The 12,320-nt window shown below is 73.2% G+C and carries 17 protein-coding genes; 8 read left to right on the top strand and 9 right to left on the bottom strand.

What is annotated here, in order from left to right:
- Positions 1-22 precede the first annotated feature (22 nt).
- The 3 genes from AB0G11_RS24205 to AB0G11_RS24195 form a co-directional block, all read right to left on the bottom strand.
- Positions 23-733: a DUF2071 domain-containing protein gene (locus tag AB0G11_RS24205; RefSeq protein WP_357588354.1), complete on the bottom strand. Its 711-nt coding sequence runs from the start codon at positions 731-733 to the stop codon at positions 23-25.
- A 65-nt stretch (positions 734-798) separates the two neighbouring features.
- A complete protein-coding gene (gene eno, locus AB0G11_RS24200) occupies positions 799-2,064 on the bottom strand; it encodes a phosphopyruvate hydratase (RefSeq protein ID WP_357588352.1) in 1,266 nt (421 codons plus the stop codon).
- Positions 2,065-2,190: 126 nt separating this feature from the next.
- A complete protein-coding gene (locus AB0G11_RS24195) occupies positions 2,191-3,129 on the bottom strand; it encodes a winged helix-turn-helix transcriptional regulator (protein WP_357588350.1) in 939 nt (312 codons plus the stop codon).
- Positions 3,130-3,280: 151 nt separating this feature from the next.
- On the opposite strand from AB0G11_RS24195, the gene AB0G11_RS24190 reads away from it, so the two are divergent.
- The 3 genes from AB0G11_RS24190 to AB0G11_RS24180 are packed head-to-tail and all read left to right on the top strand — an operon-like array spanning position 3,281 to position 4,288.
- Positions 3,281-3,607 carry a PadR family transcriptional regulator gene (locus tag AB0G11_RS24190; RefSeq protein WP_219509477.1) on the top strand — a complete coding sequence of 109 codons (327 nt, stop codon included), beginning with the start codon at positions 3,281-3,283 and terminating at the stop codon, positions 3,605-3,607.
- Entirely contained in the window at positions 3,604-3,960 is a 357-nt protein-coding gene (locus AB0G11_RS24185; protein WP_219509476.1) for a DUF1048 domain-containing protein, read from the top strand. The genes AB0G11_RS24190 and AB0G11_RS24185 overlap by 4 nt, the downstream gene beginning before the upstream one ends.
- Before the next feature lies 1 nt (position 3,961).
- On the top strand, positions 3,962-4,288 hold the full coding sequence (locus AB0G11_RS24180; RefSeq protein WP_219509475.1) for a DUF1048 domain-containing protein: 327 nt from the start codon (positions 3,962-3,964) through the stop codon (positions 4,286-4,288).
- Here the strand turns inward: AB0G11_RS24180 and AB0G11_RS24175 are convergent.
- Positions 4,257-5,768, bottom strand: a complete 1,512-nt coding sequence (locus tag AB0G11_RS24175; protein WP_357588348.1) for an MFS transporter — start codon at positions 5,766-5,768, stop codon at positions 4,257-4,259. The genes AB0G11_RS24180 and AB0G11_RS24175 overlap by 32 nt on opposite strands.
- Positions 5,769-5,861: 93 nt before the next feature.
- Between AB0G11_RS24175 and AB0G11_RS24170 the strand changes: the two genes are divergently transcribed.
- On the top strand, positions 5,862-6,464 hold the full coding sequence (locus AB0G11_RS24170; protein ID WP_357588346.1) for a TetR/AcrR family transcriptional regulator: 603 nt from the start codon (positions 5,862-5,864) through the stop codon (positions 6,462-6,464).
- A 179-nt stretch (positions 6,465-6,643) separates the two neighbouring features.
- Here the strand turns inward: AB0G11_RS24170 and AB0G11_RS24165 are convergent, their stop codons facing one another.
- A complete protein-coding gene (locus AB0G11_RS24165) occupies positions 6,644-7,255 on the bottom strand; it encodes an MBL fold metallo-hydrolase (protein WP_357588344.1) in 612 nt (203 codons plus the stop codon).
- A gap of 93 nt (positions 7,256-7,348) precedes the next feature.
- On the opposite strand from AB0G11_RS24165, the gene AB0G11_RS24160 reads away from it, so the two are divergent.
- The 4 genes from AB0G11_RS24160 to AB0G11_RS24145 all read left to right on the top strand — a co-directional run bounded on the left by AB0G11_RS24160 (position 7,349) and on the right by AB0G11_RS24145 (position 9,572).
- Positions 7,349-7,816, top strand: coding sequence for a GNAT family N-acetyltransferase (locus AB0G11_RS24160; protein WP_357588342.1), 468 nt, complete (start codon positions 7,349-7,351; stop codon positions 7,814-7,816).
- Positions 7,817-7,839: 23 nt separating this feature from the next.
- Positions 7,840-8,328, top strand: a complete 489-nt coding sequence (locus AB0G11_RS24155; RefSeq protein WP_357588340.1) for an MFS transporter — start codon at positions 7,840-7,842, stop codon at positions 8,326-8,328.
- Between the two features lie 12 nt (positions 8,329-8,340).
- Positions 8,341-9,168: an MFS transporter gene (locus tag AB0G11_RS24150; protein ID WP_357588524.1), complete on the top strand. Its 828-nt coding sequence runs from the start codon at positions 8,341-8,343 to the stop codon at positions 9,166-9,168.
- 98 nt (positions 9,169-9,266) lie between these two features.
- The gene (locus tag AB0G11_RS24145) at positions 9,267-9,572 is read left to right on the top strand and encodes a hypothetical protein (RefSeq protein WP_357588338.1); all 306 of its coding nucleotides are present in this window, start codon (positions 9,267-9,269) and stop codon (positions 9,570-9,572) included.
- On the opposite strand, the gene AB0G11_RS24140 is transcribed toward AB0G11_RS24145, so the two are convergent.
- The 4 genes from AB0G11_RS24140 to AB0G11_RS24125 all read right to left on the bottom strand — a co-directional run bounded on the left by AB0G11_RS24140 (position 9,548) and on the right by AB0G11_RS24125 (position 12,313).
- Positions 9,548-9,946, bottom strand: coding sequence for a DUF6223 family protein (locus AB0G11_RS24140; RefSeq protein WP_357588336.1), 399 nt, complete (start codon positions 9,944-9,946; stop codon positions 9,548-9,550). The genes AB0G11_RS24145 and AB0G11_RS24140 overlap by 25 nt on opposite strands.
- A gap of 107 nt (positions 9,947-10,053) precedes the next feature.
- Positions 10,054-11,073: a hypothetical protein gene (locus AB0G11_RS24135; protein ID WP_357588334.1), complete on the bottom strand. Its 1,020-nt coding sequence runs from the start codon at positions 11,071-11,073 to the stop codon at positions 10,054-10,056.
- The gene (locus tag AB0G11_RS24130; protein ID WP_219509493.1) at positions 11,070-11,420 is read right to left on the bottom strand and encodes a PadR family transcriptional regulator; all 351 of its coding nucleotides are present in this window, start codon (positions 11,418-11,420) and stop codon (positions 11,070-11,072) included. Before AB0G11_RS24130 ends, AB0G11_RS24135 begins: the two co-directional genes overlap by 4 nt.
- Before the next feature lie 44 nt (positions 11,421-11,464).
- Positions 11,465-12,313 carry a cytochrome c biogenesis protein CcdA gene (locus AB0G11_RS24125; RefSeq protein WP_357588332.1) on the bottom strand — a complete coding sequence of 283 codons (849 nt, stop codon included), beginning with the start codon at positions 12,311-12,313 and terminating at the stop codon, positions 11,465-11,467.
- Positions 12,314-12,320 lie beyond the last annotated feature (7 nt).

Raw genomic sequence — 12,320 nt, 5'->3', positions numbered from 1 at the left:
CGCGGCGCCCGTGACCTCGCGGTCACGGGCGCCACATCCCCACCCGGACCGGCACCCCGGGCGAGGCGTGGAGCAGGGCGGGCCCCTGCGGGTCCGGCAGTCCCGCGGCCCGGGTCAGGTCCTGCTCCAGGCTGATCAGGCTCGCGTGCCGCAACGGCCAGGGCGGATGCTCCACCGGCGCCCACACCGTCCGGCCCGCCACCCTCGTGAAGAGCCGGAACCGGGCGGTCAGGAAGTACGCGAGCTCGTCGCGTTCGTCCTCCGTCAGCGTGCCGCCCAGCTCCACCTCGACGTCGCAGCGCGGGCCGCCCGGCCAGTGGCGGCGGCACCGGTAGCGGACGCGGCTCCCGCCGCCGTCCACGGACATGTCCGACCAGAAGTACGGCAGCCCGTACCCGGCCCGGCCGCCGAGCGCGGCGGGCAGCCGGCCGGTGTCCAGGGACAGGAACCACAGGCCCGTACGCCCGCGGGCGTCGCGGACGTACGTGCGCAGGTTGGTCTCCGGGAACGTGGACAGCCACGGCAACGCGGGCACGCCCGGGACCCGTACCCCCTCCATGAGAAAGGGCGTCAGCCCCACCCACGCCGTCCCGTCGAAGGTCTCGGGGGTGAGGCCGTCCGGCAGCAGCGCCCGCACGTCGGCGACCGGATAGCGCCAGTGGATGAAGGTCAGCCGCGACCAGCGGTGATACATCACCGGCCGGGTGACGTGAGGGGACGGCGGGGCGCGCATCCCGCACCCCTGCCCTCCGGCGCCGGGTCCAACCCCGGGCCCCGGGCGCCGCGAGGTCCGGGGCGTCAGGGCAGGCGGCCGGCGTAGCGCGCCTGCGTGCCCAGCTCCTCCTCGATCCGGATGAGCCGGTTGTACTTGGCGGTGCGCTCCGACCGGGACAGCGAGCCGGTCTTGATCTGGTCGCAGCCGGTGGCCACGGCCAGGTCCGCGATCACGGTGTCCTCGGTCTCCCCCGAACGATGTGACATCACCACGCCGTAGCCGGCCTCGTGGGCGGTCCTGACGGTGGTGAGCATCTCGGTCAGCGTGCCGATCTGGTTGACCTTGACCAGGATCGCGTTGGCGACGCCGTGCTCGATGCCGCTGCGGAGCAGGGCGGCGTTGGTGCAGAAGACGTCGTCGCCGACGAGCCGGCAGGCGCCGCCGAGGGTGCTGGTGACGAGCTGCCAGCCCTCGAGGTCGTCCTGGGCCATCGGGTCCTCGATCGAGACGACGGGGTAGGCGGCGGCCAGCCCGGCGAGGTAGGCGACGTGCTCGGCGACCGACCGCGTGGCGCCCTCGCCGGAGTAGACGTAGGCCCCGTCGCGGTAGAACTCCGACGCCGCCGGGTCGAGCGTGATGGCGACGTCCGTGCCGGGGACGTAACCGGTGTTCTCGATCGCGGCCATGATGAAGTCCAGCGCCTCCTCGGCCGAGCGCAGGTCGGGCGCGAAGCCGCCCTCGTCGCCGACGCCGGTGTGGTGCCCGGCGGCCTTCAGCGCCGCCCGCAGGGTGTGGAACACCTCCGAGCCCATGCGCACGGCCTCGGCGAAGGTGGCCGCCCCGATCGGCGCGATCATGAACTCCTGGAAGTCGAGCAGGTTGTCGGCGTGGGCGCCGCCGTTGATGATGTTCATCATCGGCAGGGGCAGCAGCGCGGCGTCCGCGTCGAGATAGCGGTAGAGCGGGAGCCGGTGCGAAGCCGCCGCGGCCTGGGCCGAGGCCAGGGAGACGCCCAGGATCGCGTTCGCGCCGATCCTGGCCTTGCTCGCCGTGCCGTCCAGCTTGATCATCGTCTCGTCGATCGCCGTCTGGTCCTCGGCGTTCATGCCGGTGACGGCATCGGCGAGCTCGGTGCGGACCGCCTCCAGCGCCTTCCGCACGCCCTTGCCGTGATAGCGGCGCGGGTCGCCGTCGCGGAGCTCCACGGCCTCGTTGGCCCCGGTCGAGGCGCCCGACGGGATGGCCGCGCGCCCCAGGCTGCCGTCCTCGAGGATCACGTCCACCTCGACGGTCGGGTTGCCGCGGCTGTCAAGGATTTCCCGGCCGGTCACCCGGACGATCGCTGTCATACTCGCCCCTCAGCATGAGTTTCAGTATGGAACTCGGTAAGTTCCAGAGCAAAACTTAACCGGTCGCCGCGTCGAGCGCCACTCGCCGCCCTCCGCTGCGGGGCCGAGGTGTGGGTGGCCGGCGCGTCAACGCCGGGTCGAGGCCCTCAGGCGCTGCGCCATGCCCCCGGACGCGGCCCGCCGCTCCTCCGCCACCTCGGCGCCGAGCCGCAGGGCCTCCTCCACCGCGCCGGGAATGTCGGTGATCGGATAGAGGACGCGGCGGATCGTCCGGGCGGAGTCGACGACGACGACGGCCCGCTTGAGGCGCAGGGCCTGACCGGCCCGGAAGGTGGGCAGCCGCAGGGCCGCGCACAGGGCGAGCTCGACGTCGGAGAGAAGGGGGAAGGGGAGGTCCTCGGCCTCGGCGAAGGCCTGCTGCTCGTCCGGGCCCTGGGTGCTCACCCCGCGCAGGGCGATCCCGGCGCCGGCGAAGGCGGCGGCGGAGTCGCGGAACAGCCGGTTCTCCAGCGTGCAGCCGGCCGCGCCGGGGATCTGCGACCAGTTCGCCGGCAGCGGGCCCGGGATGCCGGTGGCCGGGTAGGTGAAGACGACGGTGACGGGCGCGTCGCCGGCCACGACGTCCAGCTCGCCGCCGCCCGTCGCGGGCAGGCGCAGCGGGGCGGGCACCCGGGAGCCGACGAGGGTGTGCAGCCGGTCGGCCTGGGGACTGCCGGGGGCGGCGTCGCCGGTGACGGAGCCGTCGCCGAGGACGAACCGGTCCGCCCAGTCCTGCAGGCCGATCAGCACCGGCGCCAGCGCCCGGCCGGCGTCGGTCAGGTGGTATTCGTACCGGGTCGGCCGCTGCTGGTAGGGGCGGCGCTCCAGCACGCCGTGGTCGAGCAGGTGCTTGAGCCGCTCGGCGAGCACCCGGCGCGAGATGCCCAGCTCCGTGTGCAGGTCGTCGAAGCGGCGCCGGCCGCGGATGACCTCCCGTACGAGGAGGAGGCTCCACCATTCGCCGACCACGGCCGCACCCTGTGCGATCGCGCACACGGCGTCCTGCTCCCGCACCTGTCGTGACACTGCCCGTCTCCTTGCCGATCACCGCGCTGCGCGGCGACACTCGCTCCAGTGTAGGTATCGAAGCGAAACCCACCGGGTCCCGCCGCACTACTCTGTGATGCTGTATAGTGGTACTCGGTGCTACAGAGTACCGAGAACGAAGAGGGCCAGGATGGACGACCTGACGGAGATGCTGAAGGGCACGCTGGAAGGCTGCGTGCTCGAGATCATCGGCAGCGAGGAGACCTACGGGTACGCCATCACGCGACGGCTGAACGAGCTCGGGTTCGCCGACGTCGTCGAGGGGACGGTTTACACCATCCTGCTGCGACTGGAGAAGAAGGGGCTCGTCCAGGTCACGAAACGGCCGTCCGGGCTGGGCCCGCCGCGCAAGTTCTACGCGCTCAACGACGCGGGACGCGAAGAGCTCGCGACGTTCTGGGCGAAATGGGAGTACATCACCTCCCGGATCGACAAGCTCAAGGAGGGCGGGACATGAACTTCTGGGAGACCGTGACAGGCAGCGATCTCACCAGGGAATGGAAGGAGTTCGAGACCCGGGCCCGGAAACTGCCCGCCGACCACCAGGCGGCGTGGGAGGAGATCAAGGGTCACCTCGTCCTCTACTCCGACTTCACCGGCCGGAACCTGATGCCGATCTTCGACAGCGCCCTCGGGCTGCTCGAAGAGACGGCGGCCGACGGCCAGAGCGTGCACGAGGTCCTGGGCGACGACATCGCCGGCTTCTGCGCGGCGCTGGCCGGGGGAGAGGGCGGCCGGACCTACCGCGACCGGTGGCGCGAGCAGCTGAACAGGAACGTCGCCCGCAAACTGGGCCGGTTGGGAGGCTGACATGGGCATCCGGGACATCATCGAAGGCAAGAGGCAATGGCGGGCCCACATGGCGCGGGTCAAGGCGCTCCCGCCGGACTACGAGATCGTCTACAAGGAGATCCAGCGATACTTCTTCAAGGTCGGACCGGTCGGCCTGCTCGACGGCTCCCTGCTCCCGGGGCTTCTCGACTTCTTCGAGGAGGGCGTCGCCGCCGGCAAGGGCGTCCTTGAGCTCATCGGTGACGACGTCGCCGCCTTCTGCGACGACCTGATCAAGGACTCGCCCACGTACGCCGACCTCTACCAGCAGTCGGTCAAGGGAAAGTCCGGCCCGGCGGAGACGTGACACCGGACTCCCCGGACGTCTGGGACCCTCTGGACGCGGCCGGGGTGCCGTCGCGCCGCCGCGGCAGCGCCACCGCCAGAACGGCGACGGCGGTCAGCACCACGGCGATGGCGGCGAACGCGTCCCCGTAGCCGGCGGCCGGCACGTGCGCCGGTGCCGGGCCGCCGCCCGGCGCCGCCGTCAGCGCGACCAGAACCGCCAGGCCGAGGGCGCCGCCGACCTGCTTGGCGGTGTTCAGCAGCCCGGAGGCCGCTCCCGCGTCGGCCGGTGCGACCCCCGAGGTGACCATGACGGTCAGCGGCGTGTTCAGCAGGCCGCCGCCGAGCGAGATCAGTACGGCCGGGCCGAGGACGGCCGTCAGGTAGTCCTGGCCGGGGGCGATGCCGCTCTGCCACCAGAACCCCGCCGCGCCGGCCAGCGCCCCGGCGGCGACGAGCACGCGATGATCGACGCGGCGCATCAGCCACGGGGTCAGGCGCAGGCCGACGAGCATGGTCAGCACGGTGTGCGGCAGGAACGCCAGCCCGGTCAGCAACGGCCCGTACCCGAGGACGTTCTGCAGCGACAAGGTCAGGAAGTACCACATCGGGTTCAGGCACGCCCCGGCCAGCAGCATCGTCACGTTGCCCAGCCAGATCGCCCTCGGCCGCAGCAGCGACGGCGGGATCAGCGGCGCCCGCGCCACGCGCACCTCGACCAGCGCGAACAGCCCCAGCAGCACGACCCCGCCGAACCCGGCGACGAGCGTGACGGCAGGGGCGAAGGCGAGGGCGGCGGCGGGCGCGTCGGCAGGGGCGGCGGCGGGCGCGTCGGACAGGCCGCCCGACAGGCCATAGGCCAGCGCGGCCAGCCCGCCGGTGGACAGCACTGCGCCGAGCACGTCCAGCCGCCTCCCGCCGTGCCTGTCGGGCCCGCCCTGCCCGCCGCGCCGGTCGGGGCCGGGCGCGAGCCGGCGGGTCGCGGCCAGGCAGGCCAGCCCGATCGGCACGTTGATCAGCAGGGTCCAGCGCCAGGACAGAAACTCCGTCAGCGCCCCGCCGACCAGGTTGCCCGTCGTGCCGCCGGCCAGGCTCACCGCCGTCCACACGGCGATCGCGCGCGTGCGCCGCGCGCCCTCGGGGAAGGCGGACGTCAGGATCGTGAGCGTGGCCGGGGCCAGCACCGCCGCCCCCACCCCCTGGCCGGCCCGGGCCGCGATCAGCCAGCCCGGCGCCTCCGCCAGCCCGCCGCCCAGGCCGGCCACGGTGAACACCACCAGCCCGGCGGCGAACACGCGCCGGTGCCCGTACAGATCGGCCAGCCGCCCGCCGAGCAGCAACAGCCCGCCGAAGGTCAGCGCGTACGCGTTGCCCACCCACGCCAGGTGCGCCGCGTCGAAGCCGAGCGCCCGCTGAATGGACGGCAGCGCGACGTTCACCACGGACACGTCCAACACGACCATGAACTGCGCTGCGCACAGCACCGCCAGCACGACCGGCACCGGCTCCTCCCCCTATCGCAATGCGATCACATCGGATTACGGCGTCCACCATATAATCCGATGTGACCGCATTGGAAAACTTTGGGAGGACTGATGGGCCGGGGACCGGGAGCGCACCACGAGCAACGCCGCGCGGACATCGCCGACGCGGTGCTCGCCATCGTCGCCGAACGCGGCCTCGCCGCCGTCTCCCTCACCGAGGTGGCCGCCCAGGCGGGCATCTCACCCGGCCGCGTACAGCACTACTTCCCCGCCAAGCGGCAACTCCTGGAAGCCGCCTTCGAACGCGGCAACGACCTGTCCAGCGCCCGCATCCGCGCCAAGGCAGGCGCCGACCTGCAGGCGGCCGAGCCACGCCTGGTGCTCACCACGGTGCTGGGCGAGCTCATCCCGTACGACGCCGCCACCGAGGCGCACATGCGCGTCCGGCAGTCCTTCCACGCCTTCGCCTTCGCCGAGGAGGCCATCGCCGCCCGCCTGCGCGTCCTGTACGCCGACTTCCACCGCCGGCTCGCCGATCTCATCACCCGCGACCAGCAAGCCGGACGCGTCCCCGCCGCCCTCGACCCGCACACCACGGCGCTCACCCTGGTGGCGCTGGCCGAAGGACTGGCCGCCTACGTGCTCACCGGCGTCACCCCCGCCCCCACCGCACGCGCCCAGCTCCTGACAGCCGTCGCCACCCTGTACGACTGAGCCGCCGGCGCCCTACGCCTCGCCGTCCCCGGCCCTCAGATGATCAACCGAGAGGACGGGGAGGCGGAACCCCACCTTGCCGCTCACGAGGTCGACGGCCGCGACCTGAACCTCGCCGCGAGGATCGGTCCCTCCCGCCATGCTTTCCGCGCATCCCCAGGCCACCTCTCTGGACTCATTCATGCGCTACCCCGGGCAGGGTAGCCCAGGGGGATGGTGAGGTCCTCGTCCGCGATCAGGATCTCGCCGGGGAAGGCCGTCCCGGGTGCCTGTAGCGCGGCGGTCCGGTCGTTGCCGGGCCAGAAGTGCGTCAGCATGACCCGGCGCGCATGCGCACGCCGTGCCCACAGGCCGGCTTCGGCTGCGGTCATCAGGTTGCGGTCCGGGCGTTCGCGCTCACCCGGCCGGTCGGTGGCCTCGACGATGAACAGGTCCGCGTCGCGGCCCAAGTCCGCCAGCAGGGGAGTGGGGCCGGTGTCGCCCGAGTAGGCGATGGCCGTGCCGTCCGCCTCCAGCCGGATGCCCGCGTTGTCGACCCAGTGCGGCAGCAGGGTCCCGCTGAGCGCGAAGGGGCCTGCCCGGTGGTGGCCGGGCAGGGGGCGCGGGTCGAAAACGGTGCGCAGGTCCACGTCGGGCTCCAGCCCGGCCAGCCGGTCGAGGACCCCGGGCGGGCAGTACAGCGGCAGCCTCGGCCCGCCGGAAGGGCCGTCCCATTCGATCGCTAACCCGCTGCATGCCCGGCCGGGTTCGGGGAAGGCCCCGCAACTGCCGAGAACGGTCACCTGTCTCACGGCACCAACCTCTCACCGCCGCGGTGGTGGTTCCCCCATTACGCGCGCAAGTGGTCATGCCCTGGCGGCCGCCTCCGTCCCTATCGTGTACGGATGATCGACATCGGGCCGCTGTCAGCCGGTGAAAGAGCCGGTTGGGAAGCCCTGTTCCGCGACTACCTCGCCTTCTACGGGCGGACCGAGCCCGCGTCCATGTACGAGCAGGCGTGGCGCAGATTCCAGGACGGCGTCGGCGTACACGCTCTGGGCGCCCGCATGGACGGCGCGCTGGTCGGCATCGCGCACTTCCTGTCCCATCCCAACACCTCGGCGCCCGGGACCGACTCCTGCTACCTGCAGGACCTCTTCACCGCCCCGGCAGCCAGGGGCAAGGGCGTGGCGCGGGCGCTGATCGGCGCGGTGCGGGAATGGGCGGCCGAGGCCGGATGCGGACGCCTCTACTGGCACACCCAGGACACGAACGCCACCGCCCGCCGCCTGTACGACCAGGTGGCCGATCACCGTGGCTTCATCGTCTACCAGGTCGCGCTCACTCCGCCCGGCGGGGGAGCCGAGCGGTAAGATCTGCGGCATGCCTCTGATGGATGTCTAGCGCGGGTCGGCCTTCCCCTGAGCGGAAACCCCCGACCTCCCGTGCTGAAATCCGAGGCTCCGTCATGCCCTCCCTGTCTTCGTCGAGCCGTGGCGCCGTCGCGCTCGTGGCCTCCCTTCTGCTCGCCTCGATCGGCAGCGGGCTGTTCATGCCGCTGTCGATCGTGTACTTCACCACGCTGTCCCACGTCCCCCTGCCGGTGCTGGGGGTTCTGCTCGGCGTGGCCAACGTGCTCACGATCCCCGTCCCGCTGTGGGCCGGGGTCCTCGCCGACCGGTACGGGTCGCGCACGCCGGTGATCGGCGCGCAGGTTCTTCAGGCCGGATCCTTTCTCGCCTACGTGTGGGTCAGCGAGCCGATCGGGATCTTCCTGGCCGCCTCGGTGGGCGCCCTCGGCGTCAGGCTCTACTGGTCGTCGATCTTCACGCTCATCGCCGACCACGCCGATCACCGTGCTTCTGCGGGCAAGGATCTGTGGTAAGCGCGGGCCAACATCGCCAGGACCGTGGGGATCGGCGTCGGCGGGTTCGTCACCGGCCTGCTCGTCACCGACGGCCGCCCCGCCGCCTACCACGCGGTCGCCTGGGCGTCCTCCGCCTGCTTCCTGCTGGCCGCGCTCGCCCTGGCCGCCCTGCTCCGCCTTCCCTGCCGCCCCGGCCCGGCCGCGCCGGACGCACCGGCCGCCGGTTACCGCGAGCTCGCCGGTGATCGGGCGTTCCTGGGGCTGACCGCGCTCAACGTCGTCTTCGCCCTGTCCACCCTCATGCTCGGGCTCGCGCTCCCGACCTTCGTGCAGACGGCGTTGCGCGGCCCCGCCTGGCTGACCTCGGCCGTGCTGGCGGGCAACGCGATCATCGTCTTCGCCCTCGGCGGCGCCCTCACCAGGCGCCTCGCCCCCTACCGCCGCACCCGCGTCCTGTGCGCCGCGGCGGGCCTGTGGGTCTGCTGGAGCCTGTCCCTCGCCGCCCTCACCCCGGACCCGGGCCGGTGGGCGATCGTGGCGCTCGTCGCGGCGACCTTCCTGTTCACCGTCGCCGAGATCATGCACGCGCCCGCCTCCATGGCCCTCGCGGCCACCCTCGCACCGCCGCACGCCCGCGGCCGCTACCTGGCGGTGTTCCAGTACTCCTTCGTCGCGGCGGAGATCCTCGCCCCGGTCCTCTTCGCCACCCTGTTCGACCTCGACCACGCGGCGCCCTTCCTGGTGCTCTCGGCCCTGAACGGCGTCGCGATCGCCTGCACCCTCCGCCTCGAATGCCACCTCCCGGGCCCGGCCCTGCACGCGACACCCCGGCCCGCCCCCAGCACTGACCTCACCTGAGCCCCATACGGCGGAAGTATGGAAAGGCGAGGGCTCCCCGTGGCCGGCGATCGGTGCTGATCTGAAGGTGTTCTCCCACCCGACCGTGAGGAGCCTCCGTGAAGATCCGCAGCTTGTCCGGCGCAGCCCTGGTCGCGGCGGCGCTGGGCGCCGCCGCGCTGGCCGGGGCGGCGCCCGCCTCCGCTTCCGTGGGCGAGGCCACGCCGGCCTCGGCCGGAGGCCACGCCCTCGCGCCGGTGCCGCCGGACTGGTACTGGTCCAGCCGCTACGACACCCTGGCCGCCTGCGAGGTGGCCTTCGAGGACGCCGCCGTGAACGGCCAGTACACCGGGCTCGCCCCCTGCCGGTGGTACCAGGACCGGTACCGGGCGGCCGGTTACTACTTCCTCATGTACATTCCCTGACCCCGGGTCAGGGCCAGTCCGCCGAGGGTCGCGCCCGCCAGTCCGAGGGTCAGGGCGACGGCTCCGCCGAACACGCCGTTGCCGGTGCCGAGCCCGCCGTCGGCGACGGCCAGGTTCGCCGCGCCGTTGAGCCCGCCGGTCAGCCCCAGGACCAGGGCCGCGACGGCTCTCCTCCGCCCGCCGCCCGACCGGCGGGCGGAGCGCGGGGCCGGCAGGCCGGCGATCACGCCGGCCAGCGAGACCAGCGCCGCCACACTGGCCCAGACGCGCTGCGGGGTGCCGAGGAAGGTGTCGACCCCCTGGCCCGCGCACTCCGCGGCGGACGTGCAGACGGGTGAGGCCGCTTGGGCGGCGAGCACCGACAGGACCGACATGGAGTTCTCCTCCGCTTTCCCGCGACCGGACGTCAGAACTATGTCCGCCGGTCATCCCGCCTGCGGAGACATCTCTCCCTGCTGCGGATGCCGTACGGCCGCACGATCTACCGCGTCCGCGGCAGTCCGGGAAGCGCCGCCGCGTGGGGGCGTGGCAGGGCGCGCACGGTCGAGACGATCAGCGCCAGGCACAGGAGCAGCAGCGCCGCGCTCTGCGCGGTCAGGGTGATCGTGAGCGGCTGCGCCGGGGCGACGTCGATCAGGAAGTGCGGGGAGCGCGCCGCCACCAGCGGCACCGCGACGACGGCGAGGGCCAGCCGCCCGGCCGGGGCGGTCCCGCGTAGCAGGCTCACCAGGCCGGCGACCAGGAGCGCCGCCGTGGCCACCCCCTGCGGGTCGAGCCAGCCGGCAGCCCACGCGGCCGCCGTGTCCGTCCCGCCTCCGAGGCCGGTGACGGCGAGCACGGCGGCGGCGTACGCGACGGTCAGCCCCAGCGGCAGGGCGGACAGCGGCGGGGAGCGCCGCACCGGGGCGTCCCGGTGGTAGGCGGTCAGCAGGGCCGCGACGGGCACCACGGTGACCAGCAGGTGAGGCGCGGAGTCGACGAGCGATCGCGGCCAGGTGAAGGCGTCGACCCCGAACATGGCCAGCACGTACAGCAGTCCCAGGCCGGCCAGGAGCTTGGCCGCCCGCACCCTGCCGAGCGCGAGCGCGGCGAAGGCGGCGATCCACACCAGGCTCTCGGCCGCCGACACGAGCTCCGGCGCCGCCCCCCGGGGCGTGAGGACCGGCGACTGTCCCGGCAGCGGGCCGAGCACCTGCACGGAGAAGGCCAGGCCGATCCAGCCGATCACGGCCTGGTAGCCCAGCCCGAGCAGGGCGGCCAGCCTGACGGCGTCGCCGACGGCGCGGGAGCGGGGGGCGGCGCCGATGCCGCCGACCCTGATCCTGATCGCCAGTGCGGCGATGGAGACGACCTCGCCCCAGTCGGGCTGCGTGCCGCGCTCGCCGTGGGCGTGGCGAGCGCCTTCGAGGAAGGCCTCGACCATCTCCTCCTCGCGCTCGGCCCGGTAGGAGGCGGGCAGCATCCTGAGGGCGAGGCGGTAGCGCTCCTCCAGGAGGGTCATGCGGGACCTCCGGCGGTCGAGGGGCCGATGGTGAAACCGCGCCGCCGGGCACCGAGGCGTTCGGCGGCGAGCCGGAGGGTGCCGGTCAGCCTGGCGAGCTCCGCCGCCAGTGCCGCCTCGCCCTGCTCGGTGATGCGGTAGTAGCGGCGCAGGCGGCCCGAGTGGGCCTCCTCGTGGTCGAGCTCCACCAGGCCGTCGGCGGTCAGGCGGTCGAGCACCCCGTACAGCGACCCGATCTTGAGCTGCACGGTGCCTTCGGACAGCCGGTCCACCTCCCGCACGATCCCGTAGCCGTGGCGCGGCTCGTCCAGGAGTGCCGTCAAGGCCAGGAACATCGGCTCCGTCATAGTCACGCGGCCATCATAACTTGCGAGACAAGATATGCGAAAGGTCATGGCTTCTGGCGGGCCCTGCGCACGGCCGCCGCCGCCAGGACCAGCAGGAGGACGAGCGCGAGCAGGAGCGGGCCCGGCCCGAGTCCGGCCACCCAGCGGGCCAGGGCCGCCTGCACCTCCGTCGCCGCGCCCACGATCGGGTCGCGCGCGTCCTGCCCGGCGAGGACGCGCAGCTCGTACCAGCCGTAATAGAGCACGTACAGGCCCGCGAGGGCGAGCAGGCCGCCGCTGACCCGGGACACGTACGGCAGCACACGCCGCAGCCGGGCCACGACGGCGGCGCGGGCGAGCGCCACCGCCAGCGACAGGACGGCGACGATCAGCCCCATGCCCAGCGCGTACGCGGTGAAGGCCGCCATCCCGCCGGCCACGCCGCTGCCGGACAGCGCCGCCGAGGTCACCGCCAGGAACGGGCCGGCCGTGCACGACAGGGAGGCCACCGCGTACGACAGGCCGTAGCCGTACAGGGACAGCGGCGAGGTGGTGGGACGGCCGGTGGGCAGGCCCGGCAGGCGCAGCACCAGCTCGCGGCCGGACAGCAGCCACAGGCCCAGCCCGGCCAGCACCGCCCCGATGGCCAGGGTCGCCCACGGCAGCCGCCCGCCCACCGAGACCGCCAGCACGGTCACGACCAGCCCGAACAGGCCGAAGATCGTGACGAACCCGGCGGTCATCGCCGCCGCGAGGACCAGCGCCTGGCGTACGGGCGCGGCGCTCCGGCCGGTGATCAGCAGCGTGAGGTAGGCCGGCAGCATGGCGAAGCCGCAGGGATTGAACGCGGCCACCATCCCGGCGGTGAGCGCCAGAGCCAGCGGCGCCTCGGACAGCGACGAGGACAGGGACACGGCGGGG

Source organism: Nonomuraea sp. NPDC023979 (genome assembly GCF_040639085.1).
GTDB lineage: Bacteria > Actinomycetota > Actinomycetes > Streptosporangiales > Streptosporangiaceae > Nonomuraea > Nonomuraea ceibae.
Note: the sequence above shows the minus strand (reverse complement) of the source record. Positions and strands in the feature narration are given on the sequence as shown.

Bases quoted from the DNA above. Each gene is read 5' to 3' on its own strand.
- AB0G11_RS24205 (WP_357588354.1), bottom strand. From the start codon at position 733: ATGCGCGCCCCGCCGTCCCCTCACGTCACCCGGCCGGTGATGTATCAC.
- eno (WP_357588352.1), bottom strand. From the start codon at position 2,064: ATGACAGCGATCGTCCGGGTGACCGGCCGGGAAATCCTTGACAGCCGC.
- AB0G11_RS24190 (WP_219509477.1), top strand. From the start codon at position 3,281: ATGGACGACCTGACGGAGATGCTGAAGGGCACGCTGGAAGGCTGCGTG.
- AB0G11_RS24185 (WP_219509476.1), top strand. From the start codon at position 3,604: ATGAACTTCTGGGAGACCGTGACAGGCAGCGATCTCACCAGGGAATGG.
- AB0G11_RS24180 (WP_219509475.1), top strand. From the start codon at position 3,962: ATGGGCATCCGGGACATCATCGAAGGCAAGAGGCAATGGCGGGCCCAC.
- AB0G11_RS24170 (WP_357588346.1), top strand. From the start codon at position 5,862: ATGGGCCGGGGACCGGGAGCGCACCACGAGCAACGCCGCGCGGACATC.
- AB0G11_RS24160 (WP_357588342.1), top strand. From the start codon at position 7,349: ATGATCGACATCGGGCCGCTGTCAGCCGGTGAAAGAGCCGGTTGGGAA.
- AB0G11_RS24155 (WP_357588340.1), top strand. From the start codon at position 7,840: ATGTCTAGCGCGGGTCGGCCTTCCCCTGAGCGGAAACCCCCGACCTCC.
- AB0G11_RS24140 (WP_357588336.1), bottom strand. From the start codon at position 9,946: ATGTCGGTCCTGTCGGTGCTCGCCGCCCAAGCGGCCTCACCCGTCTGC.
- AB0G11_RS24135 (WP_357588334.1), bottom strand. From the start codon at position 11,073: ATGACCCTCCTGGAGGAGCGCTACCGCCTCGCCCTCAGGATGCTGCCC.
- AB0G11_RS24130 (WP_219509493.1), bottom strand. From the start codon at position 11,420: ATGACGGAGCCGATGTTCCTGGCCTTGACGGCACTCCTGGACGAGCCG.